Below are 23,006 nucleotides of genomic sequence, written 5' to 3' on the forward strand. Positions count from 1 at the left end.
GAAGCACAACATGTTCCTGTCGCTGGCACACACCGTGCAAGACATCGACCAGGCCTTGCAGGCCACCGACGCGGCCTTCGCCGCCGTCGCAGCGCGCTTCGGCCGGCGCTGACGTCCCCATCTCCCGCACGCACGAAGAGGAATCCGCAGCATGGCATCCACGGCAACCCAACCGCCCGTTGCGGGCTCCGAACGCGTCGGCGGTACCGGCATCGAGATCCGCGGCCTCGCCAAGCGCTTCGGTGCGGTGCGCGCGGTCGACGATGTGTCGCTGAGCGTGCAGCCCGGCGAATTCCTCGCGCTGCTCGGGCCCAGCGGCTCGGGCAAGACCTCGATCCTCATGAGCATCGCGGGCTTCGAGCTGCCCGATGCGGGCAGCATCGCCATCGACGGCCGCGACGTCACCTACCTGCCCGCGAGCCAGCGCAACCTCGGCATGGTGTTCCAGAAGTACACGCTGTTCCCGCATCTCTCGGTGCTCGACAACGTGGCCTTCGGCCTCAAGATGCGCGGCGTGGCGCGCGCCGAGCGGCACCGCCTGGCCGAGCAGGCGCTGGCCACGGTGCGGCTCGAAGGCTACGGCAAGCGCATGCCGGCGCAGCTCTCGGGCGGCCAGCAGCAGCGCGTGGCGCTGGCGCGCGCCATCGTCTACAAGCCGAAGGTGCTGCTGATGGACGAGCCGCTGAGCGCGCTCGACAAGAACCTGCGCGAGGAGATGCAGCTCGAGATCAAGCGGCTGCAGTCGCAGCTCGGCATCACGGTGGTCTTCGTCACGCACGATCAGGGCGAGGCGCTGACCATGGCCGACCGCGTGGCGATCCTCAACCAGGGCCGCATCCAGCAGCTCGACGCGCCCAAGGCGCTGTACGAGCGGCCGCGCACGCGTTTCGTCGCGGGCTTCATCGGCGAGACCAACTTCATGCCGGCCGAGATCGGCCCGCTGCGCACCCAGGGCGCGCTGGTGCAGCTGCCCGGCGGCGCGAGCCCGCGCGAGGTGCGCACCGATGCGCTGGTGGGCCGCGTCGCCGCCGGCGGCCGTGCCGTGGCCGCGCTGCGCCCCGAGCAGATCGTGATCGGCAGCCCCGAGGATCCGGCCGCGCTGCGCGCCACCGTGAGCGGCGTGATCTACAGCGGCTCCACCGTGCTGTGCATCGCGCAGCTGTCCGACGGCACCGAGCTGCGCGCGCGGCTGCCCGACCCGAGCCGCGTCGCGCTCGCGGCCGGCGACCGCGTCGGCCTGCTGTGGCCGGCCGATGCGCTGCGCATCTATGGCGAAGAGGTGGCCGCGGCATGAGCACGGCGACCGTGCCCGCCATCGCGGCCTCGCCCTCGGCGTTCTCGCGCCTGTGGCTCGGCGGCCGGCAGCTCAGCGTGGCGGCCTCGGCCGTGCTGCTCGCGCCCTTCTTCGCGCTGCTGCTGCTGGTGTTCCTCTATCCGCTGCTGAGCCTGCTGTCGCTCAGCGTGCTCGAGCCGCATCCCACGCTCGCGAACTACGCGCGCGTGTTCGACAACCCGGTCTACGTGCGCGTGATGCTGCGCACCGGCTGGATCAGCCTGCTGACCACCGTGCTCGCGCTGGTGCTGGGCTTTCCCATCGCCTACATGATGACGCGCGTGAAGGGCGCGGTGGCCGCGCTGCTCACGGCCTGCGTGCTGCTGCCGCTGTGGTCCAGCGTGCTGGTGCGCACGGCGGCCTGGATCGTGCTGCTGCGCCGCGACGGCATCGTCAACAACGCGCTGCAGTGGCTGGGCCTCACGGGCGAGCCCGTGAAGCTGCTCTACACCGAGGGCGCGGTGGTGCTCGCGATGGCGCACGTGCTGCTGCCTTTCCTGATCCTGCCGATCTACTCGGCGCTCAAGAACATCCCCGACGACTACATGCGCGCGGCCGCCATGCTCGGCGCCAACCGACGGCGCGCCTTCTTCGAGGTGCTGCTGCCGATGAGCCGCGCGGGCGTGTGGAGCGGCTGCCTGATGGTCTTCCTCTCGGCGCTGGGCTTCTTCGTCACGCCGGCGCTGGTCGGCAGCCCGCAGGAGCTGATGATCGCCACGCTGGTCTCGCAGCAGGTGCGCGAGATGCTCGACTGGCCCTTCGCGGCCGCGCTGATCGGCGTGCTGATGGTGGTGGTGGCCACGCTGACCATGGTCTTCAACAAGGCCGTGAGCTTCAACCGGCTGATCGGAGGCGGCGCATGAGCAAGAACGAGAACTCCGTGCGCCACCGCGCGCCCTTCGACCTCGGCGCCTTCTCGCTGCGCGCCTACGTCTGGCTGGTGGTGCTGTTCATCATGGTGCCCACGCTGATCATCGTGCCGATGTCCTTCAGCCCGGCCGACTTCCTGGAGTTCCCGCCCAGCGGCTTCACGCTGCACTGGTACCAGGAGTTCTTCGGCGATCCGCAGTGGCAGAAGGCGGCGTTGCTGAGCCTGCAGGTGGCCGCGCTGACCATGGTCTGCTCGGTGGTCATCGGCACCATGGTGTCGTACGCCATCGTGCGCGGCACCGAGCGCTTCCGCTCGGCCACGCAGCTGATGGTGATCGGCCCGGTGATCGCGCCGCACATCGCGGTGGCGGTGGCCTGCTATCTGTTCTACCAGCGCCTGGGCGTGGTCGGTTCGCTGGCCGGCTTCGTGGCGGCGCACACGGTGTTGGCGCTGCCCTTCGTGGTGTTCACCGTCTCGGCCGCGCTGTCGCGCGTCGACCCCGACCTCGAGTCGGCCGCCATGAGCTGCGGCGCGAGCCGCGCGCGCGCCTTCTTCCACGTGACCCTGCCGCTGATCGTGCCGGGCCTGCTGAGCGGCGCGCTGTTCGCCTTCATCATTTCCTTCGACGAGCCCGTGGTCTCGTTCTTCGTCTCGAGCGTGCGCCAGCGCACGCTGCCGCGGCGCATGTTCGAGGACATCGAGCAGAACCTCACGCCCGTGATCCCGGCCATCGCCACCCTGCTCACGCTGTTGTCGATCGCGGTGCTGATCGCCGTGGCGCTGCTGCGCGTGCTCGAGCGCCGGCGCCGCGCCGAATGAGCGCCCCTCTTTTTTCCTGGTCCTCACTCACAAGGAGTTCGCGATGATGAAATGTCTGGCTCGAAGCAAGGGTGCCGCCCTCGCGCTGCTCGCCTGCGCGGCGTTCACCGGTGCCTCGGCGCAGGGGCTCGAGAAGGAGCTCGTGATCGCCACCACCGGCGGCCTGATGGAGAAGACGCTGGTGCAGTACTTCTACACCCCGTTCTCCAAGGCCAAGGGCGTGGAGGTGGTGCCCGCCGCCATCGAGGTGCCCGACCAGTGGGCCAAGGTGCAGGCCATGTCGCGCAGCGGCGGCATGGAGTTCGACATCGTGACCGCCACCCCGCCCGACCTGGTGCAGAAGAAGGAGCTGCTGCAGGCCATCGACTGCAGCAAGCTGCCCAACGTCACCGCCAACGGCGTGAAGGGCGCCTGCACCACCTACGGCGTGATGCGCACCGTGGGCGGCATGCAGATCGGCTACAGCACCGAGGCCTTCAAGGGCGCCAACGTGCCCAAGACCTGGGCCGACTTCTGGGACACGGCCAAGTTCCCCGGCCCGCGCGGCCTGCCCGATACCGGCGACCGCGAATGGTGGGTGCCGGTGGCGGCGCTGCTGGCCGACGGCGTCGCGCCCGACAAGCTGTTCCCGCTCGACCTCGACCGCGCCTACAAGAAGCTCGACAAGCTGCGCCCCAACGTCGCCGTCTGGTGGAAGAGCGGCGACCAGCTGCAGCAGATCATGCGCAACAAGGAAGTGGTCATGAGCATGGGCTACTCGGGCCGTCTGATCTCGCTGATGAACGCCAAGGTGCCGATCGCCGTGTCGTGGGACGGCGCCGTGCGCGACGTCGGCTACATGTCGATCCCCAAGGGCGCGCCGCATCCGAAGGCGGCCATGGCGTACCTCGACTTCTTCTATGCCTCGGCACCCGAGCAGCACGTGAACTTCGTCAATGCCGTGAACTACGACACCGGCAACGGCAAGACTGCGAGCCTGTTCCCGCCCGAGCGCCGCGCCATGCTCGCGACCTCGGCCGAGAACTTCGACAAGCTGATCGTGGCCGACTACGAGTGGATCGGCAATAACCGCCAGATGCTGCGCGACCGCTGGATCGCCTGGCTGGGACGCTGATCCCGATCGCGTGAGTGCCGCTCGCGGGGCCACGGCAGGGCCACAATACGCCGCCGCGCGATTCCCGGCACACACGCAATCAAGGAGAGAGAAGCCCATGGCAACCCCGGTCATCAACGTGGTCGAACGCACCAATCTGGCGAGCCAGATCTACGAGCACCTGCGCGAGCAGCTGATGTCGGCCACCTTCCAGCCGGGCCAGCGCCTGAAGATCCGCGAGCTGGCCAAGACCATGGGCACCAGCGAGACGCCGGTGCGCGAAGCCCTGATCCAGCTCGTGCGCGACCGTGCGCTCGAGATGAAGGAGGGCTACTTCATCCGTGTGCGCCAGCTCACGCTGGCCGAGTACCTCGAGCTGCGCGACATCCGCCTCGCGCTCGAGCCGCTGGCGGCCGAGCGTGCCGTGCCCCTGCTCGACAACGCCACCATCAAGCAGCTCACCGAGAGCCACCGGCTGCTGGTGCGCGCGGAGAAGACCAAGGACTACCGCGCCGCGCTGCAGCACAACTTCGACTTCCACTTCGGCATCTACCGCCATTCGGGCATGCCGCAGCTCACCGAGCTGCTGGACCGCATCTGGGTGCAGGTGGGGCCGATGATGAACTTCCTCTATCCCCACGGCCACCCGACCTACGACACCGAGCACCAGCACGTGAACGTGCTGCGCGGGCTGCAGCAGCGCGACACCGCGATGGTGCGCCACGCCATCGAGCAGGACCTGATCGAGGGCGGCCGCGACTTCGTGCGCGTGCTCGGGGAGATCGATGCCAATCCCGCGCGCGCCGAAGAACTGCTCGCGCTGCGCAACCAGCCGCCACCGACCGGCAGAAAGCCTCCCACCCCATGATGGACCACACCAGCGACCCGAACGCGGCGCGCTACGTACTCGACCCCCAGCGCACCGACCTCGCGCGCGAATTCCGCGGCTGCATCCGCGGCCCGCACAGCGAGGAACTGAAGAAGCTCCTGCATCGCATGCGCTGGGGCGCCTTCCCCGGCCGCTATCTGCTGGTGATGGTCGAGCCGGGCCGCCGCTGGGCGCTGGCGCAGATGCCCGACGAGCGCGGCCAGAAGGTCAAGGTGTTCCACGACGTGGTGTTCGAGTCGCTCGACGACGCCGAGTGGCATGTGTTCGGCCTGCGCTGGAAGGCGCTGACCGGCACCGAGCTGAAGCTGGATTGAAGAAGAACACCGCGAGACGACCATGAGCGCCCCCATCGAAACCAATGCCTTCGTCGGCTATCCCGACACCCTCAGCGTGCGCGCCGGCGAACGCATCCGATTCCACCTCAGCAGCGAAGCGAAGCAGCAGGCCGACGTGAAGTTCGTGCGCGTGCGCTGCGCCGACGCCGACGCCACCGGCCCCGGCATCAAGTACCGCGAGCTCGCATCGCCGATCGACGGCGTGCATGCGGTCGCGTTCCACGAGGCGCCCTGCGGCTCCTTCATGTCGGTGCCCGCCGATGCGCGCTTCGCGCCCGAGGGTGCGTTCTCGTTCGGCTGCTACGTCTGGCCGACGCGGCTGCTGGCCACGCCGCAGACCGTGCTCGCGCGCTGGTGCGAGGACAGCGGCCGCGGCTGGGCGCTGCAGGTGTCGCGCGACGGCCTGCGCCTGCGCGTGGGCGGTGCCGATGGCGCGATCGAGCTGAAGACCGATGCGCCGCTCGAGCAGCGCCGCTGGTACTGGGTGCAGGGCGCGCTCGATGCGACGACCGGCGAGATGGTGCTGTCGCAATGCCGGCTGGCCGATGGCGCGCTGCCCGAGCAGCGCCGCGAGGCGCGCGCGACGAAGGCGGGCGGCTGGCGCCTCGATTCGCAAGGCCCGCTGACCGTGGCCGCGCATGCGCTGTCGGCCACCGGCGACCGCTGCGGCGCGCACTACGACGGCAAGATCGAGGCGCCGCGCATCGCCGAGGGCCTGCTGGGCGTGGACGCGCTGCGCCGCTGCGACGACCTCGCGCGCCCGGGCCTGGCCGATGCCGCGCTGATCGCCTGCTGGGACTTCTCGCACGGCATCGACACGCTCGAGGTGCTCGACCGCTCGCCCAACCGCCTCGACGGCCGGCTGCACCAGCTGCCTTGCCGCGGCATGACCGGCGTGCACTGGACCGGCGACGTGCACGACTGGCGGCTGGCGCCGCGCGAGTACGGCGCGATCCATTTCCACAGCGACGACATCTACGACTGCGGCTGGCCCGCGACGCTCGAGCTCGACGTGCCGGCCGACTGGAAGTCGGGCTTCCACGCGCTGCGCCTGCGGCCCGTGGACGGCAGCGCGGCCGAGACCTTCATCACCTTCTTCGTGACGCCCGCGGCCGATGCGAAGCGCGCGCCGCTCGCGGTGCTGGCCGCGAGCATGACCTACATGGCCTACGCCAACAGCGCGCTGCGGCTGCATGCGGTGCACTTCGAGGTGCTGACCGAGCGCCTCCTGATGCTGACCGGCGACGACATCTACCTGCAGGAGCATCCCGAGGTCGGCCAGTCGACCTACGACCACCACATCGACGGCAGCGGCCGCGCCTACAGCTCGTGGCTGCGCCCGGTGCTCAACATGCGGCCGCGCTCGCAGCCCGGCAACCTCGCGATCGACAGCCACTTCCTCGACTGGCTCGAGGAGAAGGGCATCGACTACGACGTGGTGACCGACGTCGAGCTCGACCGCCAGGGCGCGGGCGCGCTCGCGGGCTACCGCGTGCTGGCGACGCTGTCGCATCCCGAGTACTACAGCGAGGCGATGATGAACGGCATCATGGCCTTCCAGAACGCGGGCGGGCGCCACCTCGCGCTCGGCGCCAACGGCTTCTACTGGCGCTGCGCCTTCCATCCGAAGGCGCCGGCCGCGGTCGAGGTGCGGCGCGGCATGGCCGGCACGCGGACCTGGGAATCGCAGCCCGGCGAGGTGCACCTGGCCGGTACCGGCGAGCCCGGCGCGCTGTGGCGCCACAGCGGCTTCGCGCCGCAGAAGCTGATCGGCGTGGGCTTCTCGGCCATGGTCTACGACCACGCGGGCTACTACCTGCTGACGCCCGATGCGGCCGACGCGCGCGTGGCCTTCGCGGTCGAGGGCATCGCGCAGGGCGAGCGCATCGGCGACTACGGCGTGCGCATCGGCGGCGCGGTCGGCATCGAGATCGACCGCTTCGACGTCGGCCTCGGTTCGCCGCCGCATGCCGTGATGCTCGCGACCTCGCACGGCCTGGGCCCGGGCGCGCTGCCCACGCCCGAGGAGTACCGCACCACGGTGCACGGCCTCGACGGCGAGCAGAACGCGCTGGTGCGCGCCGACATGGTGTTCTTCGAGACCGCGAAGGGCGGCGCGGTGTTCTCCACCGGCTCGATCTCCTATGTGCTCTCGCTGAGCCACAACGGCTACGACAACAACGTGAGCCGCATCACCGGCAACGTGCTGCGGCGCTTCCTCGATCCGGCCCCGTTCGAGCTGCCCGCCTGAGCGTCGCCATGACCGAGATGCGCATCACCGGCCGCACCGGCATCATGCTGATGCTGGCCGATCCCGTGGCCCACGTGGTGGGCTCGCTGCGGCTCAACGACCGCTTCGCGGCCGAGGGCCTCGACATCGCGGTGTCGCCGCTGCACGTGGGCCCCGCCGACCTCGCGACCGTGGTCGACGCGCTGCGCCGCATGCGCAACGTGCTCGGCTTCGGCGTGACCATCCCGCACAAGATCGCCGTGCTGCCGCTGCTCGACGCGACCACGCCGCGCGCGGCGCGCATCGGCGCGGTCAACTTCGTGCGGCGCGATGCCGAGGGCCGGCTCACGGGCGACAACCTCGATGGCCGCGGCTTCGTCGACGGGCTCGCGGGGCAGGGGATCACGCTACAGGGGCGCCGCGTGCTGCAGCTCGGCGCGGGTGGGGCAGGGCGCGCGGTCGCCTTCGGCATCGCCGAGGCGGGTGCGCGCGAACTGGTGATCCACAACCGCACGAACGCACGGGCCGAGGCGCTGGCGGCCGACGTGGCCGCCGCGTATCCGGGCTGCGTCGCGCGCGCGGGCACGAACGATCCGAGCGGCTTCGACCTCGTGGTCAACACCACCTCGATGGGCATGCACGAGGGCGATGCGCTGCCGCTCGACGCGGCGCAGCTGGCGGCCGGCACCGACGTCGCCGAGATCATCATGACGCCCGCGATCACGCCGCTGCTGGCCGCGGCGCGCTCGCGCGGCTGCCGCATCTCGCTGGGCACCTCGATGCTCGATGCGCAGTACGTGCTGGTGAAGGAATTGCTCGGGATCGGTGCGCCGGCGCCTTGAAAGAGGCTTCCGCGGCGGGCGCGGGCCTTGCAAGGGACCCGGGAAAACGAGCAGCGATCGATGGCCTGGTGTCAGGATGGCTGAACGATCGTATGTTATTTTTCCCTTCGTCCTGTCCACCGGAATCCCGCGCCGAGGAACTGTCATGCGCTACGCCCCCAACCACAAGGAAGAGACCCGCGAGAAGCTGCTCGAGAGCAGCCGAGCGATCGCCAAGAAGGGGGGCTTCAGCAGCACCGGCGTCGATGCGCTGATGTCGGCCATCGGCCTCACGGGCGGCGCCTTCTACAGCCACTTCGGCTCCAAGGGCGAGCTGTTCGCGGCGCTGATCGAGCGCGAGATGGAGAACAGCGCCGAGATGCTCGCGGGCACGCCCGACTCGCCGCCCGATCACGTGGCGCGCTGCCTCAAGGGCTACCTCAGCAGCGCGCATGCCCTGCACCCCGAGACCGGCTGCGCGCTGCCCGCGCTGGGTGCCGAGATCGCGCGCTCCGACCCGGCCGTGCGCGCGGCGGTCGAGCGCGGCCTGAAGAAGCTGCACAAGGCCTGGAGCCAGCGCCTGGCGGGCGACGACGACGCGGCCTGGGCCGTGATGGCGCAGTGCGTGGGCGCGCTGCTGATGGCGCGCGTGGTCGAGAACGACCGCACGCGCCAGGACATCCTGAACTCGACCCGCCGCGACATCGAGCGCAACCACCTGGACTGAACCGCGCCGGCCGCATGCGCCGCATGCACCGCCGGAATGCTGTCGCGCGCTCGATTGACAGCCCGATGCCTCTCCTTTACCGTGCTTTGGTCCACGAGCGTTCAATCAAGGAGACGACATGAGCCAGGGCAATGCGGGCGCCGGTGTGGCGCTGATCATCGGCGCCGGCGATTCCACCGGCGGGGCGATCGCGAGGCGCTTTGCGGCCGGCGGCTACACCGCCTGCGTGACGCGGCGCGACGCGCAGAAGCTGCAGCCGCTGGTCGAGAGCATCGAGGCGGCCGGCGGCAAGGCCGTGGCCTTCGGCTCCGATGCGCGCAAGGAGGAGGAGGTGATCGCGCTGTTCGAGCAGGTCGAGCGCGAGGTCGGGCCGGTCGAGGTGCTGGTGTTCAACATCGGCGCCAACGTGCCCTCGAGCATCCTCGAGGAGACCGCGCGCAAGTACTTCAAGATCTGGGAGATGGCCTGCTTCGGCGGTTTCCTCAACGGCCGTGAAGCGGCCAGGCGCATGGTGGAGCGCGGCCGCGGCACGATCATCTTCACGGGCGCCACCGCGGCCCTGCGCGGTGCCGCCAACTTCGCGGCCTTCGCGGGCGCCAAGCATGCGCTGCGCGCGCTGGCCCAGAGCATGGCGCGCGAGCTGGGGCCGCGCAACATCCACGTGGCGCACGTGGTGGTCGACGGCGCGATCGACACCGAGTTCATCCGCACCAGCTTCCCCGAGCGCTACGCGCTGAAGTCGGAGGACGGCATCCTGAACCCCGAGCACATCGCCGAGAACTACTGGCACCTGCACGCGCAGCCGCGCGATGCCTGGACCTTCGAGCTCGACCTGCGTCCGTACATGGAACGCTGGTGAGCGACCGCGCCCCGTTTCCCGTCCTCTTCCTCCACCCTCATCGACCATGAAAACTCGCATCACCGAACTCTTCGGCATCCGCCATCCGATCATCCAGGGCGGCATGCACTACGTGGGCTTCGCGGAACTCGCGGCCGCGGTGTCGAATGCCGGCGGCCTCGGCATCATCACCGGGCTCACGCAGAAGACGCCCGAGCTGCTGGCGCGCGAGATCGCGCGCTGCCGCGAGATGACCGACCAGCCGATCGGCGTGAACCTCACCTTCCTGCCGACCTTCTCCAAGCCGCCCTATCCCGAGTACATCGCCGCGCTCATCGAGGGCGGCGTGCGCATCGTCGAGACCGCGGGCCGCAGCCCCGAGGAACACATGCCGGCGCTCAAGGCGGCCGGCGTGAAGGTGATCCACAAGTGCACCTCGGTGCGCCATGCACTGAAGGCCGAGCGCATCGGCTGCGACGCGGTCAGCGTCGACGGCTTCGAGTGCGGCGGCCATCCGGGCGAGGACGACGTGCCCAACATGATCCTGCTGCCGCGCGCGGCCGACGAGCTGCGCATTCCCTTCGTGGCCTCGGGCGGCATGGCCGACGGCCGCAGCCTCGTGGCCGCGCTCGCGCTCGGCGCCGAGGGCATGAACATGGGCACGCGCTTCATCGCCACGCAGGAGGCGCCGGTGCACGAGAACGTGAAGCGCGCGATCGTCGCGGCCAGCGAGCTCGACACGCGGCTGGTGATGCGCGGCCTGCGCAACACCGAGCGCGTGCTCAACAACAAGGGCGTGGAGGAACTGCTGGCGATCGAGCGCGCGAAGGGCGCGGACCTTCAGATCTCGGACATCCACGACCAGGTGGCGGGCATCTACCCGCGCGTGATGATCGAGGGCGACGTGGACGCGGGCGCCTTCAGCTGCGGCATGGTGGCGGGCCTGATCCACGACGTGCCGACCGTGCGGGAACTGGTCGACCGCATCATGGCCGAGGCCCATGGACTGATCGCGGCGCGGCTCGCGGGCATGCTCGAGACGGCCTGAGCACCACGCCGGAGGCACCGGATGTCCGGAACCGGCCGGACCCGGTGCGCCGGCTTGCGGTATTTTCGAGGACCGCATCCGCCATGACCCTCGACCTCTTCCCCGCCACCGACGAACCGTTTCGCGCACCCGAGCCGCTGGGCCCGGGCGCCTGCGTGCTGCGCGGCTTCGCGCTGCCGTTCGCGAGCGAGCTGCTGGCCGCGCTGCCGCGCATCGAGGGCGTGTCGCCGTTCCGGCATCTGGTGACGCCTGGCGGCTACACCATGTCGGTGGCGATGACGAACTGCGGGCCGCTGGGCTGGGTCAGCGATCGCAGCGGCTACCGCTACGACGCGATCGATCCGTTGTCGCAAAAGCCCTGGCCCGCCATGCCCGCCGCGTTCGCGCGGCTCGCGCGCGAGGCGGCCGAGACGGCGGGCTTCGCGGGCTTCGCGCCCGATGCCTGCCTGGTCAACCGCTACGAGCCCGGCACGCGGCTCTCGCTGCACCAGGACCGCGACGAGCGCGACCATGGCGCGCCGATCGTCTCGGTGTCGCTGGGCATGCCGGCGGTGTTCCAGTTCGGCGGGCTCGCGCGCGGCGACGCGGTCGAGCGCGTGCCGCTCGCGCATGGCGACGTGGTGGTGTGGGGCGGTCCCGACCGGCTGCGCTTCCATGGCGTGCTGCCGCTCAAGGACAAGCCGCATCCGCTGCTGGGCAGCGTGCGCATCAACCTGACCTTCCGCAAGGCCGGCTGAGCCGCGCGCTCAGCGCAGCGTGACTTCGAGGCCGTCGAAGGGCGCGTCGAACTCGCTGCGCCAGACCTGGCCGGGCTCGATCGGCCAGGCGTCGGTCCAGGTGCCGGTGGTGACCACCTCGCCCGGCTGCAGCGCGGGCGCGCCGGGGCAGGCCTGCAGCTCGTGCAGGAAGTGCAAGAGCGCATGCAGCGGGCCGTCGAGCACGTTGGCGCCCGTGCCTTCCTCGATCGGCGTGCCGTCGCGCGACAGGCGCAGGCGCGTGCGCGCGAGCAGCGCGTCGAGCGCCGCGCCGTCGCTCGCGAACTCGCGCGGCGGCCGTTTCCGCCCGACCAGCAGGCGCGCATGCAGCGCGCCATCGGCCACGGTGTCGGCGGCGCCGAACTTCCAGCCTTCGCAGTGCGACTGCACGATCTCGAAGCCCGGCGCGATCCACTCGACGCAGGCGAACAGCTGCTCGAGCGTGGCGCCTTGCGGCGGCGTGGCGGCGATGCCGAACACGACCTCGGGCTCGATGCGCGGCTGCACCGTGCCCGTGAGGTTGACGCTGCCCCGGCCGTCGCACAGCGTCAGCGTGGTGTTCCACACCGGGCCCCAGATCGGCGCGAACACGCCATAGCGTTGCCAGATGGTGCGGTTGGTGAAGCCGACCTTGTAGCCCACGGGCCGTTCGCCGCGCGCGAGCCGCAGGGCGCGCAGCGCGAGCGCGTCGGCATAGGCGGCGGGCAGGCCGGCGGCAGTGCGGTCGGGGCGATCGGCGGGCCACAGCGTGGCGCGGTCGTAGTGGTCGAGCACGTCCTGGGGAGTCATCGGGCCAGTCTACAAAGGGATGGCGGGCCGTGTATCGGCAGTTACACGGTGCGGTCGTGAACTCGGGGCGATACTGCGGGTCACAGGCCGCTGTCGCCCGTTTCGCCGTCCCCCGATGTTCATTCCTTCCTTCTCTTCACCCGTGGCGCGCCTGCTCGGCGCCGGTGCCCTCTGTCTCGCGAGCCTCGCCGCGCAGGCGCAAGCGCTGCCGCCCGGCGTGCGGCTCGGCATGTCGGCCGACGAACTGCGCGCCGCGCTGCCCTCGGCCGAGCGCGTGGCGCGGCCGCAGCGGCTCGCTGGCGGCCTGCTGGGCAGCTGGCATGGCGCGCCCCAGGCGCTGGCGGGGCTGGTGTTCGAGCCGACCTTCTTCTTCGCCGATGCGCAGCTGCGGCGCGTGGAGTACGCGGCCTCGGCGCAGGGCCTGCCCGATGGCGGCGGCGCGGCCTTCGCCGAACTGCTGCAGTGGGGCCGCGGTACTTTCGGCGCCGAACTCGCGGCCAACGATCCGGGCAGCGCCTATGCGGCCTGGAGCAGCGGCGAGATGGATGTCTACGTGCAACGCGTCGGCGATCCGCGCCGCGCCAGCGTTCGCCTGGTCTACAAGCAGCGCCAGCTGCGCGACGGCAGCGAGCTGTGAAGCCGTGAGTTGGCGGCCTCAGGCCGTCTTGAGCATCCCGCGTTCCTCGATGAAGCGCACCACCTCGGCCACGCCGGTCAGGGTCTTGAGGTTGGTCATCACGTAGGGCTTCTGGCGGCGCATGCGCTGCGTGTCCTGCTCCATCACGTCGAGGTTGGCGCCCACGTAGGGCGCGAGGTCGGTCTTGTTGATGACGAACAGGTCGCTCTTGGTGATGCCGGGGCCGCCCTTGCGCGGGATCTTCTCGCCCGCGGCCACGTCGATGACGTAGATCGTGAGGTCCGAGAGCTCGGGGCTGAAGGTGGCCGCGAGGTTGTCGCCGCCCGATTCGACGAACACCACGTCGGCATCGGGAAAGTCCTCGAGCATGCGGTCGATGGCCTCGAGGTTGATCGAGGCATCCTCGCGGATCGCGGTGTGCGGGCAGCCGCCGGTCTCCACGCCCATGATGCGTTCGGCCGGCAGCGCGCCGGCCACGGTCAGCAGGCGCTGGTCTTCCTTGGTGTAGATGTCGTTGGTGATCGCGACCAGGTCGTAGCTGTCGCGCATCGACTTGCAGAGCATCTCCAGCAGCGTGGTCTTGCCCGAGCCGACGGGGCCGCCGATGCCCACGCGCAGCGGCGGCAGCTTCTTGGTGCGGTGGGGGATGTGGTGCAGGGCGGAGGTCATGGTGGGTGTGTGAAGAAAAAAATCTAGCTGCGGAAGAGCCGCGAGTACTGGGTTTCGTGCCGCGCCGACAGCACGGCCAAGAGCGGCGCGAAGGCCTGCCGATCGTCGTCGGACAGCTGCATCGCATGGTTCACGGCCGCGGGAATCTCCTGCGCGAGCCGCCCGAGAATGCGCTGTCCCGCGCTCTGCCCGAGCGGCACGGCCTTGACCGCGGCCGCGACCATGTTCTCGGCCCAGCCGAAGGCAAAGGCCAGGCAGCCGTCGTGCACCGAAGCACCCGAGCGGTGGGCCGCGAACGCGAAGGCCACGGGATAGCTCGCGGGCAGGCCGGCGAAGACCTCGGCCGTGTCGGCATGGTGCAGCTTGAGCCATTCGACGAAGGAGCGGCCCATCTGTTCGGTCTGCAGGAAGAACTCGGCCGATTCGCGGGTCTGCAGCACCCAGTCGTTGAGCGTGCGGATGCGCTGCGCATCATCGGCGCGCCAGGCCGCGATGGCCTGCGCGACCAGCGCGAGGTCGCCGCGCGCGAAGCTCAGGTGCAACTGGTCGGACAGCCATTCGGCGGCGCTGGCCTCGGCGTCGACGCCGGCCCATTCGACGGCGGCCTCGACACCTTCGGAGTACGAGAAGCCGCCGACCGGGAGGGCGGGGGAGGCTAGCCAGATGAGCTGGAGGAGGCTTTGGGGCTGTGGTGTGTCAGCCATGTCGGCTCTCGTCCGAAGGGTGACGCATCGGTTGTTCTGGTCCGGGGCGCGTGCACAGGACAGCGGGTACTTCCCTCCGCGAATGTCCCCCGCCTTCGGCTCCTCCTTTATTTCGCTGCGGGAAGCACCCACTGCCCTGTGCACGAGAAGCGCAGCGGTGGTGCCGGCCGATCAAGCACGGCGCGTCAGGCGCACGTCGATGGGGTACTCCCCGCAGCGAAATAAAGGAGGAGCCCGAAGGGCGGGGGACATTCGCGGAGGGGAGTACCCCATCGGCGTGCGCCCGCCCCCACCGAAACAAACGGCCTCGAACGGAGATCCCAGCCCCCATCTCAGTGAGAGTGCCCATGATGACCATGGTCATGCGCATCGAGCAACTCCGGCGCCAACACCAGCGGCTTCGGCCCCGAGGAGTGCGCATGACCATGCGAGTGATCATGGCCGTGGTCATGGCTATGACCACCCCCATGCGAATGCTCATGCGACCCATAGGCCCCGCCCTCGGGCTCGAAGGCCTCCTCGACCGCCACCACGATCAGGTGCATCGACCGCAGCATGTCGGCCAGCACATGGTCGGGTTCGATCTTCAGGTGATCGGGCTTGAGCTCGATCGGCACATGACGGTTGCCCAGGTGGTAGGCCGCGCGCGTCAGGTCGAAGGGCGTGCCGTGGGCCGTGCAGTGCGTGATGCGCAGCACCGGCTGAGGCGCCGCGATCACGCGCACCAGCGAACCGTCTTCCGCCACCAGCACGTCGCCGCCGCGCACGGCCGTGCCGCGCGGCAGGAACACGCCGATCTGCCGGCCTTGCGAATCGGTGGCGTCGAAACGGCTTTTCTGGCGCACGTCCCAGTCGAGTTCGATGGTGGCGGCGCGCTTGAGCAGCACGGGCGCGAGGCCGCGGCCCTGGGGCATGAGTTTGTTGGCGGTGAGCATGGTGCGGTGGGACGCGTGGCGCGTCTGAAGACAGGAACGATGCTTTCAAGGATACGCAGCCTGTCAAGCCGGCGTGCCGCGCCGGATTTTCGGGCCTTGTCTCAGAACAGGAAGTAGCGCTGCGCCATCGGCAGCAGCTTCGCCGGTTCGCAGGTCAGCAACTGCCCGTCCGCGCGCACCGCGTAGGTTTGCGCATCGATCTCCATCTTCGGCGCGTAGCCGTTGTGGATCAGGTCCTTCTTGCGCACGTTGCGGATGTTCTTCACCGCCGCCAGGTTCTTCGCCAGCCCGTAGCGCTCCTTGATGCCCGCGGCCAGGCCGGCCTGCGAGACGAAGGTCAGCGAGCCCTTCGCGAGCGAGCCGCCATAGGCGCCGAACATCGGGCGGTAGTGCACCGGCTGCGGCGTCGGGATCGAGGCGTTGGGGTCGCCCATCGCGGCCATCGCGATGCTGCCGCCCTTGATGATGGTGAAGGGCTTCACGCCGAAGAAGGCCGGCTTCCACACCACGATGTCGGCCCACTTGCCGACCTCGATCGAACCCACCTCGTGTGCGATGCCGTGCGCGATCGCGGGATTGATCGTGTACTTGGCCACGTAGCGCTTGGCGCGGAAGTTGTCGTTGCGCGCGCTGTCCTCGGGCAGCGTGCCGCGCTGCAGCTTCATCTTGTGCGCGGTCTGCCAGCAGCGCAGCACCACCTCGCCGACGCGGCCCATGGCCTGGCTGTCGGAGCTGAACATGCTGATCGCGCCGAGGTCGTGCAGCACGTCCTCGGCGGCGATGGTTTCCTTGCGGATGCGCGACTCGGCGAAGGCCAAGTCTTCGGCGATGCCGGCGTCGAGGTGGTGGCACACCATGAGCATGTCGACGTGTTCGTCGAGCGTGTTCACGGTGTAGGGCATGGTGGGATTGGTCGACGAGGGCAGGAAGTTCGCCTCGCCCACCACGCGCAGGATGTCGGGCGCATGGCCGCCGCCCGCGCCCTCGGTGTGGAAGGCGCAGATCGCGCGGCCGCCCACGGCCGCGATCGTGTTCTCGACGAAGCCCGATTCGTTGAGCGTGTCGCTGTGGATCGCCACCTGCGTGTCGGTGGCATCGGCCACGTCGAGGCAGTTGCTGATGGCCGAGGGCGTCGTGCCCCAGTCCTCGTGCAGCTTGAGGCCGATCACGCCGGCCTCGATCTGCTCGTGCAGCGCGCCGGGCAGGCTGGCGTTGCCCTTGCCGAGGAAGCCGAGGTTCATCGGGAACGCGTCGGCCGCCTGCAGCATGCGCTCGATGTGCCAGGGCCCGGGCGTGGAGGTGGTCGCGAAGGTGCCGGTGGCGGGGCCGGTGCCGCCGCCCAGCATGGTGGTCACGCCCGAGGCCAGCGCCTCCTCGATCTGCTGCGGGCAGATGAAGTGGATGTGGCTGTCGATGCCGCCGGCGGTGACGATGTTGCCCTCGCAGCTGATGATCTCGGTGCCCGGGCCGATCACGATATCGACACCCGGTTGCACGTCGGGATTGCCGGCCTTGCCGATGGCGGCGATGCGGCCGTCCTTCAGGCCGATGTCGGCCTTGACGATGCCCCAGTGGTCGAGGATCAGCGCGTTGGTGAGCACCGTGTCGACGGCGCCCTGCGCGCGCGTGCGTTGCGACTGCGCCATGCCGTCGCGGATCGTCTTGCCGCCGCCGAACTTGACCTCCTCGCCGTAGCCGCCGGCGCGCAGCGTGTAGTCGGCCTCGACCTCGATCAGCAGCTCGGTGTCGGCCAGCCGCACGCGGTCGCCCACCGTGGGGCCGAAGATTTCTGCGTAGGCGCGCCTGCCTATGGTTGCCATGTCGTTCCTTGTCTTGCGGGAGAGGCCGCGGGCCGGTTCTCGGCGGGGCCGGTGAAATTCAGCAGGTCGCGCATCGAGGCGACCGCCAGCGCCATGAACGCGAGGGCGCACAGGCGGTGCGTCACGCCGGCCCAGCGCGATGCCGAGCGGCCGAAGAGCCTGGCGACGAGGCCCGCGCAGACGAAGCACCAGAGCACGGAGGCCGCCATGAAGCCGGTGAAAAAGACGGCGTAGTGGGCGGTGGTCGGTCGGTCCATGCCAAGGCCGGCCATGGCGCTGCCGAGCGCGGCCCAGTAGGCCAGGTTCTGGGGATTGGTGGCGGAGAGGATCACGCCCGAGCGCAGCGCCCGCCTCGCGGGCATGGCCAGCGCGCGCTCGATGCCGGCATCGCGCTTCGCGGCGCGCCAGCTGTCGGCCGCGAGCCAGGCGAGATAGAGCACGCCGGCGATGCCCAGCGGCCAGCGCAGGGCATCGATCTGCATCAGCGCGCCCGCGCCGGCCAGGCCCAGCACGGCCCACAGCGCGTCGCCGACCAGCGAGCCCACCTGGACGGCGAAGGCCGGACGGAAACCGCCCTGCAGTCCCTGGCGCACGGTTTCCGCGAACACGGCCCCCGGCGCGGCGTTGAACACCAGGCCCAGCAGAAAGGCGGAGAGCGCGAGTGACAGCATGCCGGCGCCCGCTCAGAGCTTGCCCTGAACCAGTCCGCGAAACCCGTAGACGATGCGGTCGCCCGAGAAATCGACCAGTTCGACCGTGCGCTGCTGCCCCGGCTCGAAGCGCACCGCGGCGCCCGAGGCGATGTTCAGGCGCATGCCGCGCGCGGCCTCGCGGTCGAAGCCGAGGGCGCCGTTGGTTTCGGCGAAGTGGTAGTGCGAGCCGACCTGGATCGGCCGGTCGGCCGTGTTCTGCACCACCAGCGTGAGGGTGCGGCGGCCCGGGTTGAGCGGGTGGTCGCCGTCGTCGGTGAGGATTTCGCCGGGGATCATGGACCGGGGCCTCGCCTCAGATCGCCTGCGCCAGCAGCGTGGCGCCGAGGCCGACCACCGCGGCGCCCGCGATGCGCGGCAGCCAGGCGCTGGCATGGCGCAGCGCCCAGCCCAGCGCGATGCCGGCGGCATGCAGCAGCACGGTCGCGCCGACCATGCCGGCGAGCGTGAGGGCGGCGTCGTGCTCGCCCGCGAGCTCGTGGCCGTGCGCCACGCCGTGGAAGACGGCGAACAGGCCGACCACCGCCATCGCCACGCCGGCCGGCAGGTGCACGCGCGCGGCCACGAGCAGGCCCAGCACCAGCAGCGAGGCCGCGATCATCGGTTCGACGGCCGGCAGCTGCAGCCCGGCCAGGCCGACCAGCGCGCCCGCCAGCAGCATGCCGGCGAAGGCCAGCGGTGCCCACAGCAGGTCGGGCCAGGCGCGGCGCGCCGACAGCGCGCTCCAGACGCCCACCGCGACCATCGCCGCGAGGTGGTCGGCGCCGGTCAGCGGATGCATGAAGCCGGCCACGAGGCCGTGGTGCAGGCCGCCGTCGACGCCGGTGTGGGCGCTGGCCGCCAGGGGCAGCAGGGCGGCGGCGAGCAGGGCGAGGGTCCTGGAGGAGATCGATGGGCGCATGAGGGCTTGTCCTTGGTTGTTCTGGGTGTGCGGTCGTTCAGACGATGGGCTGGTGCACCGTCACGAGCTTGGTGCCGTCGGGGAAGGTGGCCTCGACCTGGATGTCGGGAATCATCTCGGCGATGCCGTCCATCACGTCGGCGCGGGTCAGCACGCTGCGGCCCTCGCTCATGAGCTCGGCCACGCTCTTGCCGTCGCGCGCGCCTTCCATGACGGCGGCCGAGATCAGGGCGATGGCTTCGGGGTAGTTGAGCTTGAGGCCGCGGGCCTTGCGGCGTTCGGCGAGCAGCGCCGCGGTGAAGATCAGCAGCTTGTCTTTTTCGCGCGGAGTCAGTTCCATGGAGACGGCATCGGGTGGCGGGAGGAGGCGGCCATTATGGGCAGAGCAGGGCTGTTGCAACAGTCGTGCCCTGTTCGCCGAATGCCGTATGGCACCGGGTCCGCGGGGCGCCGGGTGGCACGAAAGATGCACCGAAACGGTGTGAACCCTGGCCCGCCCTCCGCCGTCCCCCCCACCGAGTCCGACGACGCGCCGCAGCGCATCGTCAAGGTGCGGCGCGACTACAACAGCTGGGTCGCGAGCGAAACCCTCGAGGACTACGCGCTGCGCTACACGCCGCAGCGCTTTCGCAAATGGTCCGAATGGCGGGTCGCCAACACGGCCTTCGGCGCGGCCTCGTTCCTGATCCTGGAGGCGGTGGGCGCCACGCTGCTGGTGCAGTACGGCTTCGCCAACGCCTTCTGGGCCATCCTGGCCACGGGGCTGATCATCTTCCTCGCGGGCCTGCCGATCAGCGTGTACGCGGCGCGCTACGGCGTCGACATGGACCTGCTCACGCGCGGCGCCGGCTTCGGCTACATCGGCTCCACGCTGACCTCGCTGATCTACGCGAGCTTCACCTTCATCTTCTTCGCGCTCGAGGCGGCCGTGATGGCCTACGCGCTCGAGCTGGCGCTGGGCATCCCGCCGGTCTGGGGCTACCTGGTCTGTGCGCTGGTGGTGATCCCGCTGGTCACGCACGGGGTGTCGGCGATCAGCCGGCTGCAGCTGTGGACGCAGCCGCTGTGGCTGCTGATGCTGGTCGTGCCCTTCGCCTATGTGCTGGTGCGCGATTCTGGTGCGTTCGCGGGCATCACGCACTACAACGGCGCCAAGGGTGGTGCGCAAGGATTCAACTTGCACCTGTTCGGTGCCGCCCTCACGGTGGGCATCGCGCTCATCACGCAGATGGGCGAGCAGGCCGACTACCTGCGCTTCATGCCCGCGCGCACCGCGGCCAGCCGTGGCCGCTGGTGGGCCGGCGTGCTGGCCGGCGGGCCGGGCTGGGTGGTGCTGGGCGTGGTCAAGATGCTGGGCGGCGCCGCGCTGGCCTACCTCGCGATCACGCACATGGTGCCGGTGGAGCGCGCGGTCGACCCGAACCAGATGTACCTCGCGGCCTACGAGTACGTGTTCCCCAACTATGGCTGGGCGGTGGCGGCCACCGCGCTGTTCGTGGTGATCTCGCAGCTCAAGATCAACGTCACCAACGCCTACGCGGGCTCGCTGGCCTGGAGCAACTTCTTCTCGCGCGTGGCCCACAGCCATCCGGGGCGCGTGGTGTGGGTGGTGTTCAACGCGCTGATCGCCTTCATGCTGATGGAGATGAACGTGTTCGAGGCGCTGGGCGACGTGCTCGGGCTGTTCGCCAACATCGCCATCGCCTGGATGATGGCCGTGGTGGCCGACCTGGTCATCAACAAGCCGCTGGGCCTCTCGCCGCCGGGCATCGAGTTCAAGCGCGCCCACCTGTGGGACATCAATCCGGTGGGCGTGGGCGCGATGGCGCTGGCCTCGCTGCTGTCGATCACCGCGCACCTGGGTGTGTTCGGGCCGCTGGCGCAGGCCTTCTCGGCGCTGATCGCGCTCGGCACGGCGCTCGTCGCCTCGCCGCTCCTGGCCTGGGCCACGGGCGGGCGCTACTACCTGGCGCGCGGCTCGGTCGAGGGCGCCGCGGTGGCGGCCGGCCGGCCGGTGCAGTGGGCCCGGGTGGAATCCGAAGGCGCCTACCGCCGCCTCGCGGTGCAGCGCTGCGTGATCTGCGAGCGCGAGTACGAAGGCCCCGACATGGCCCACTGCCCGGCCTACCAGGGCGCGATCTGCTCGCTGTGCTGCACGCTCGACGCGCGCTGCGGCGACCTCTGCAAGCCGCATGCGAGCCTGTCGGCGCAGTGGTCGGCGGTGCTGCGCTGGCTGCTGCCGCGGCGCAGCTGGCGCTACCTCGACACCGGCCTGGGCCACTTCCTGCTGCTGATGCTGATCATCGTGCCGCTGCTGGCGGTGGTGTTCGGCGTGCTCTACCAGCAGGAGCTGCGCGCGCTCGGCGAGCGCGCGCTCGAGCTGGCCGCGCAGAGCGAGGTGGCGCAGGCGCTCGCGGCCGCGCAGCAGGCCTCGCTGCGCTCGGGTTTCCTCAAGGCCTACATGGCGCTGCTGGTGATCGCGGGCATCGTCGCCTGGTGGCTGGTGCTGGCGCACCAGAGCCGCAAGGTGGCGCAGGAGGAATCGAATCGCCAGACCCACCTGCTGGTGCGCGAGATCGAGCTGCACCGCGAGACCGACCGCGCGCTGCAGTCGGCCACGCGCACCGCCGAGGAGGCGCGCGAGGTGGCCGAGCAGGCCAAGCTCGCGGCCGAGCAGGCCCGGCGCGCCGCCGACCAGGCCAACCAGGCCAAGAGCCGCTACATCAGCGCCATCAGTCACGAGCTGCGCACGCCGCTCAACAGCATCCTCGGCTATGCGCAGCTGATGGGCGAGGACCACTCCGTGCCGCCGCACCGCCAGCAGGCGGTGGCGGTCATCAAGCGCGGTGGCGAGCACCTGCTGTCGCTGATCGAGGGCACCCTGGCGATCGCCCACATCGAGGCCGGCAAGCTCACGCTGCATGCGCGGCCGATGCGCTTCGCCGACACGCTGCGCGAGCTGGCCGACATGTTCGAGCTGCAGGCGGCCGAGAAGGGCCTGGCCTTCCGCTTCGAGGCCGCGGGCACGCTGCCCGAGGTGGTGCGCGCCGACGAGAAGCGGGTCTGCCAGATCCTCATCAACCTGCTGGGCAACGCGATCAAGTTCACGGCCGCCGGCCAGGTCACGCTGCGCCTCGCCTATGCGCGCGAGTTCGCCGCGGTGGAGATCGAGGACACCGGCCCGGGCATGACGGCGGCCGAGATCGAGCGCATCTTCGAGCCCTTCGCGCGCGGCGATTCGGCCGGCGCCGCGGCCGCGCCGGGCGCGGGGCTGGGCCTCACCATCGCCAAGATGCTGACCGACCTGATGGGCGGCGAGATGAAGGTCAGCAGCACGCCGGGCGTGGGCTCGCTGTTCTGCGTGCGGCTGTTCCTGCCGCGCGTGCACGAGGCGGTGGCCGGCGCCGGCCGGCCGCAGCCGGTGCAGCGCGCGCGGCGCGGCTACGAGGGCGCGCGCCGCCGGCTGCTTGTGGTCGACAACGAGGAGGCCGACCGCGAGCTGCTGGGCCATGTGCTGGCGCCGCTGGGCTTCGAGCTGCGCAGCGCGGCCAGCGGCCACGATGCGCTCGACCTGATCGCCGCGGGCTATCGGCCCGACGCCATGTTCGTCGACCTCGCGATGCCCGGCATCGACGGCTGGGAGACCATCCGCCGCGCGCGCCGGCTCGGGCTGGCCGGCGCGGCGGTGGCGATCGTCTCGGCCAACGCCTTCGACAAGGGGCTCGACAACGACGTGGAGATCGCGCCCGAGGACTTCTTCGTGAAGCCGGTGCGCCACACCGAGCTGCTCGACTGGCTCGAGCGCCGGCTCGGCCTGCGCTGGACCGAAGCGGCCGCGGCGAGCGCGCCGGCGCCGGTGCAGCCGGTGCTGCGCCCGCCCTCGCGCGAGCGGCTGCGCGCGCTCGACGAGGCCGTGGGCCTCGGCTACTTCCGCGGCATCATGAACCAGCTCGACGCCATCGACCGCGAGCAGCCCGAGTGCGCCGCCTGGACCGAGGCGCAGCGCGTGCTGGCGCGGCAGTTCCAGTTCGAGGCCATGGGCCGCGCGCTGGCCGAGGCGGCCCATGCGGGATGAGGACCAG

Annotated in this window: 23 protein-coding genes; 14 read left to right on the plus strand and 9 right to left on the minus strand. The window is 70.4% G+C overall.

Annotation, left to right across the window (positions count from 1 at the left end):
* The first annotated feature begins 151 nt into the window (after nt 1-151).
* The 12 genes from ACODT0_RS39435 to alkB all read left to right on the plus strand — a co-directional run bounded on the left by ACODT0_RS39435 (nt 152) and on the right by alkB (nt 11,741).
* Nucleotides 152-1,294, plus strand: a complete 1,143-nt coding sequence (locus ACODT0_RS39435; protein WP_489043808.1) for an ABC transporter ATP-binding protein — start codon at nt 152-154, stop codon at nt 1,292-1,294.
* On the plus strand, nt 1,291-2,196 hold the full coding sequence (locus tag ACODT0_RS39440) for an ABC transporter permease (RefSeq protein ID WP_413762446.1): 906 nt from the start codon (nt 1,291-1,293) through the stop codon (nt 2,194-2,196). Before ACODT0_RS39435 ends, ACODT0_RS39440 begins: the two co-directional genes overlap by 4 nt.
* Nucleotides 2,193-3,023 carry an ABC transporter permease gene (locus ACODT0_RS39445; protein WP_422096003.1) on the plus strand — a complete coding sequence of 277 codons (831 nt, stop codon included), beginning with the start codon at nt 2,193-2,195 and terminating at the stop codon, nt 3,021-3,023. The genes ACODT0_RS39440 and ACODT0_RS39445 overlap by 4 nt, the downstream gene beginning before the upstream one ends.
* A gap of 43 nt (nt 3,024-3,066) precedes the next feature.
* Nucleotides 3,067-4,137, plus strand: coding sequence for an extracellular solute-binding protein (locus ACODT0_RS39450; RefSeq protein WP_093341086.1), 1,071 nt, complete (start codon nt 3,067-3,069; stop codon nt 4,135-4,137).
* Between the two features lie 97 nt (nt 4,138-4,234).
* Nucleotides 4,235-4,984, plus strand: coding sequence for a GntR family transcriptional regulator (locus tag ACODT0_RS39455; RefSeq protein WP_057591378.1), 750 nt, complete (start codon nt 4,235-4,237; stop codon nt 4,982-4,984).
* The gene (locus tag ACODT0_RS39460) at nt 4,981-5,319 is read left to right on the plus strand and encodes a N,N-dimethylformamidase alpha subunit family protein (protein ID WP_057591377.1); all 339 of its coding nucleotides are present in this window, start codon (nt 4,981-4,983) and stop codon (nt 5,317-5,319) included. The genes ACODT0_RS39455 and ACODT0_RS39460 overlap by 4 nt, the downstream gene beginning before the upstream one ends.
* A 22-nt stretch (nt 5,320-5,341) precedes the next feature.
* Complete coding sequence (locus ACODT0_RS39465; protein WP_489043809.1) at nt 5,342-7,591, plus strand: N,N-dimethylformamidase beta subunit family domain-containing protein; 2,250 nt, start codon at nt 5,342-5,344, stop codon at nt 7,589-7,591.
* A gap of 8 nt (nt 7,592-7,599) precedes the next feature.
* Nucleotides 7,600-8,412, plus strand: a complete 813-nt coding sequence (locus ACODT0_RS39470) for a shikimate dehydrogenase family protein (RefSeq protein ID WP_489043810.1) — start codon at nt 7,600-7,602, stop codon at nt 8,410-8,412.
* Nucleotides 8,413-8,557: 145 nt separating this feature from the next.
* Nucleotides 8,558-9,118 carry a TetR/AcrR family transcriptional regulator gene (locus ACODT0_RS39475; RefSeq protein ID WP_057591375.1) on the plus strand — a complete coding sequence of 187 codons (561 nt, stop codon included), beginning with the start codon at nt 8,558-8,560 and terminating at the stop codon, nt 9,116-9,118.
* Nucleotides 9,119-9,236: 118 nt separating this feature from the next.
* Complete coding sequence (locus tag ACODT0_RS39480) at nt 9,237-9,977, plus strand: SDR family oxidoreductase (RefSeq protein ID WP_261214070.1); 741 nt, start codon at nt 9,237-9,239, stop codon at nt 9,975-9,977.
* A gap of 46 nt (nt 9,978-10,023) precedes the next feature.
* Nucleotides 10,024-11,004: an NAD(P)H-dependent flavin oxidoreductase gene (locus ACODT0_RS39485; protein WP_093341077.1), complete on the plus strand. Its 981-nt coding sequence runs from the start codon at nt 10,024-10,026 to the stop codon at nt 11,002-11,004.
* A gap of 83 nt (nt 11,005-11,087) precedes the next feature.
* Nucleotides 11,088-11,741, plus strand: coding sequence for a DNA oxidative demethylase AlkB (gene alkB / locus ACODT0_RS39490; protein WP_489043811.1), 654 nt, complete (start codon nt 11,088-11,090; stop codon nt 11,739-11,741).
* A 9-nt stretch (nt 11,742-11,750) separates the two neighbouring features.
* On the opposite strand, the gene ACODT0_RS39495 is transcribed toward alkB, so the two are convergent.
* A complete protein-coding gene (locus tag ACODT0_RS39495) occupies nt 11,751-12,548 on the minus strand; it encodes a 2-keto-4-pentenoate hydratase (protein WP_489043812.1) in 798 nt (265 codons plus the stop codon).
* Between the two features lie 115 nt (nt 12,549-12,663).
* Here ACODT0_RS39495 and ACODT0_RS39500 point away from each other — a divergent pair, with 115 nt between their 5' ends.
* Complete coding sequence (locus ACODT0_RS39500; protein WP_296729774.1) at nt 12,664-13,185, plus strand: hypothetical protein; 522 nt, start codon at nt 12,664-12,666, stop codon at nt 13,183-13,185.
* 18 nt (nt 13,186-13,203) lie between these two features.
* Here ACODT0_RS39500 and ureG read toward each other — a convergent pair whose 3' ends face one another.
* The 8 genes from ureG to ACODT0_RS39540 all read right to left on the minus strand — a co-directional run bounded on the left by ureG (nt 13,204) and on the right by ACODT0_RS39540 (nt 19,264).
* The gene (ureG, locus tag ACODT0_RS39505; RefSeq protein WP_057591369.1) at nt 13,204-13,854 is read right to left on the minus strand and encodes an urease accessory protein UreG; all 651 of its coding nucleotides are present in this window, start codon (nt 13,852-13,854) and stop codon (nt 13,204-13,206) included.
* A gap of 23 nt (nt 13,855-13,877) precedes the next feature.
* Nucleotides 13,878-14,558 (minus strand): urease accessory protein UreF, encoded by a 681-nt coding sequence (locus tag ACODT0_RS39510; protein ID WP_489043813.1) that lies wholly within the window; start codon nt 14,556-14,558, stop codon nt 13,878-13,880.
* A 332-nt stretch (nt 14,559-14,890) separates the two neighbouring features.
* Nucleotides 14,891-15,493 (minus strand): urease accessory protein UreE, encoded by a 603-nt coding sequence (gene ureE / locus ACODT0_RS39515; RefSeq protein WP_057591397.1) that lies wholly within the window; start codon nt 15,491-15,493, stop codon nt 14,891-14,893.
* Between the two features lie 101 nt (nt 15,494-15,594).
* Complete coding sequence (gene ureC / locus ACODT0_RS39520; RefSeq protein ID WP_057591398.1) at nt 15,595-17,313, minus strand: urease subunit alpha; 1,719 nt, start codon at nt 17,311-17,313, stop codon at nt 15,595-15,597.
* A complete protein-coding gene (locus tag ACODT0_RS39525; protein ID WP_479670737.1) occupies nt 17,301-17,984 on the minus strand; it encodes a LysE family transporter in 684 nt (227 codons plus the stop codon). The genes ureC and ACODT0_RS39525 overlap by 13 nt, the downstream gene beginning before the upstream one ends.
* A 12-nt stretch (nt 17,985-17,996) precedes the next feature.
* Complete coding sequence (locus ACODT0_RS39530; protein WP_057591400.1) at nt 17,997-18,302, minus strand: urease subunit beta; 306 nt, start codon at nt 18,300-18,302, stop codon at nt 17,997-17,999.
* 16 nt (nt 18,303-18,318) lie between these two features.
* On the minus strand, nt 18,319-18,924 hold the full coding sequence (locus ACODT0_RS39535; protein WP_057591401.1) for a HupE/UreJ family protein: 606 nt from the start codon (nt 18,922-18,924) through the stop codon (nt 18,319-18,321).
* Between the two features lie 37 nt (nt 18,925-18,961).
* Complete coding sequence (locus ACODT0_RS39540; RefSeq protein ID WP_057591402.1) at nt 18,962-19,264, minus strand: urease subunit gamma; 303 nt, start codon at nt 19,262-19,264, stop codon at nt 18,962-18,964.
* A gap of 126 nt (nt 19,265-19,390) precedes the next feature.
* On the opposite strand from ACODT0_RS39540, the gene ACODT0_RS39545 reads away from it, so the two are divergent.
* Nucleotides 19,391-22,999 carry an ATP-binding protein gene (locus tag ACODT0_RS39545; protein ID WP_489043814.1) on the plus strand — a complete coding sequence of 1,203 codons (3,609 nt, stop codon included), beginning with the start codon at nt 19,391-19,393 and terminating at the stop codon, nt 22,997-22,999.
* Nucleotides 23,000-23,006 lie beyond the last annotated feature (7 nt).

The sequence above is a fragment of the Variovorax sp. FG153 genome (genome assembly GCF_057809595.1).

What these genes read in the sequence shown, in the direction of transcription:
- ACODT0_RS39510 (WP_489043813.1), bottom strand. Translation starts at nt 14,558, where the DNA reads ATGGCTGACACACCACAGCCCCAAAGCCTCCTCCAGCTCATCTGGCTA.
- ACODT0_RS39545 (WP_489043814.1), top strand. Translation starts at nt 19,391, where the DNA reads ATGCACCGAAACGGTGTGAACCCTGGCCCGCCCTCCGCCGTCCCCCCC.
- ACODT0_RS39530 (WP_057591400.1), bottom strand. Translation starts at nt 18,302, where the DNA reads ATGATCCCCGGCGAAATCCTCACCGACGACGGCGACCACCCGCTCAAC.
- ACODT0_RS39445 (WP_422096003.1), top strand. Translation starts at nt 2,193, where the DNA reads ATGAGCAAGAACGAGAACTCCGTGCGCCACCGCGCGCCCTTCGACCTC.
- ACODT0_RS39435 (WP_489043808.1), top strand. Translation starts at nt 152, where the DNA reads ATGGCATCCACGGCAACCCAACCGCCCGTTGCGGGCTCCGAACGCGTC.
- ACODT0_RS39535 (WP_057591401.1), bottom strand. Translation starts at nt 18,924, where the DNA reads ATGCGCCCATCGATCTCCTCCAGGACCCTCGCCCTGCTCGCCGCCGCC.
- ACODT0_RS39495 (WP_489043812.1), bottom strand. Translation starts at nt 12,548, where the DNA reads ATGACTCCCCAGGACGTGCTCGACCACTACGACCGCGCCACGCTGTGG.
- ACODT0_RS39470 (WP_489043810.1), top strand. Translation starts at nt 7,600, where the DNA reads ATGACCGAGATGCGCATCACCGGCCGCACCGGCATCATGCTGATGCTG.
- ACODT0_RS39450 (WP_093341086.1), top strand. Translation starts at nt 3,067, where the DNA reads ATGATGAAATGTCTGGCTCGAAGCAAGGGTGCCGCCCTCGCGCTGCTC.
- ACODT0_RS39465 (WP_489043809.1), top strand. Translation starts at nt 5,342, where the DNA reads ATGAGCGCCCCCATCGAAACCAATGCCTTCGTCGGCTATCCCGACACC.
- ACODT0_RS39455 (WP_057591378.1), top strand. Translation starts at nt 4,235, where the DNA reads ATGGCAACCCCGGTCATCAACGTGGTCGAACGCACCAATCTGGCGAGC.
- ureE (WP_057591397.1), bottom strand. Translation starts at nt 15,493, where the DNA reads ATGCTCACCGCCAACAAACTCATGCCCCAGGGCCGCGGCCTCGCGCCC.
- ACODT0_RS39460 (WP_057591377.1), top strand. Translation starts at nt 4,981, where the DNA reads ATGATGGACCACACCAGCGACCCGAACGCGGCGCGCTACGTACTCGAC.
- ACODT0_RS39485 (WP_093341077.1), top strand. Translation starts at nt 10,024, where the DNA reads ATGAAAACTCGCATCACCGAACTCTTCGGCATCCGCCATCCGATCATC.
- ACODT0_RS39540 (WP_057591402.1), bottom strand. Translation starts at nt 19,264, where the DNA reads ATGGAACTGACTCCGCGCGAAAAAGACAAGCTGCTGATCTTCACCGCG.
- ACODT0_RS39475 (WP_057591375.1), top strand. Translation starts at nt 8,558, where the DNA reads ATGCGCTACGCCCCCAACCACAAGGAAGAGACCCGCGAGAAGCTGCTC.
- ACODT0_RS39500 (WP_296729774.1), top strand. Translation starts at nt 12,664, where the DNA reads ATGTTCATTCCTTCCTTCTCTTCACCCGTGGCGCGCCTGCTCGGCGCC.
- alkB (WP_489043811.1), top strand. Translation starts at nt 11,088, where the DNA reads ATGACCCTCGACCTCTTCCCCGCCACCGACGAACCGTTTCGCGCACCC.
- ureC (WP_057591398.1), bottom strand. Translation starts at nt 17,313, where the DNA reads ATGGCAACCATAGGCAGGCGCGCCTACGCAGAAATCTTCGGCCCCACG.
- ACODT0_RS39480 (WP_261214070.1), top strand. Translation starts at nt 9,237, where the DNA reads ATGAGCCAGGGCAATGCGGGCGCCGGTGTGGCGCTGATCATCGGCGCC.
- ACODT0_RS39525 (WP_479670737.1), bottom strand. Translation starts at nt 17,984, where the DNA reads ATGCTGTCACTCGCGCTCTCCGCCTTTCTGCTGGGCCTGGTGTTCAAC.
- ureG (WP_057591369.1), bottom strand. Translation starts at nt 13,854, where the DNA reads ATGACCTCCGCCCTGCACCACATCCCCCACCGCACCAAGAAGCTGCCG.
- ACODT0_RS39440 (WP_413762446.1), top strand. Translation starts at nt 1,291, where the DNA reads ATGAGCACGGCGACCGTGCCCGCCATCGCGGCCTCGCCCTCGGCGTTC.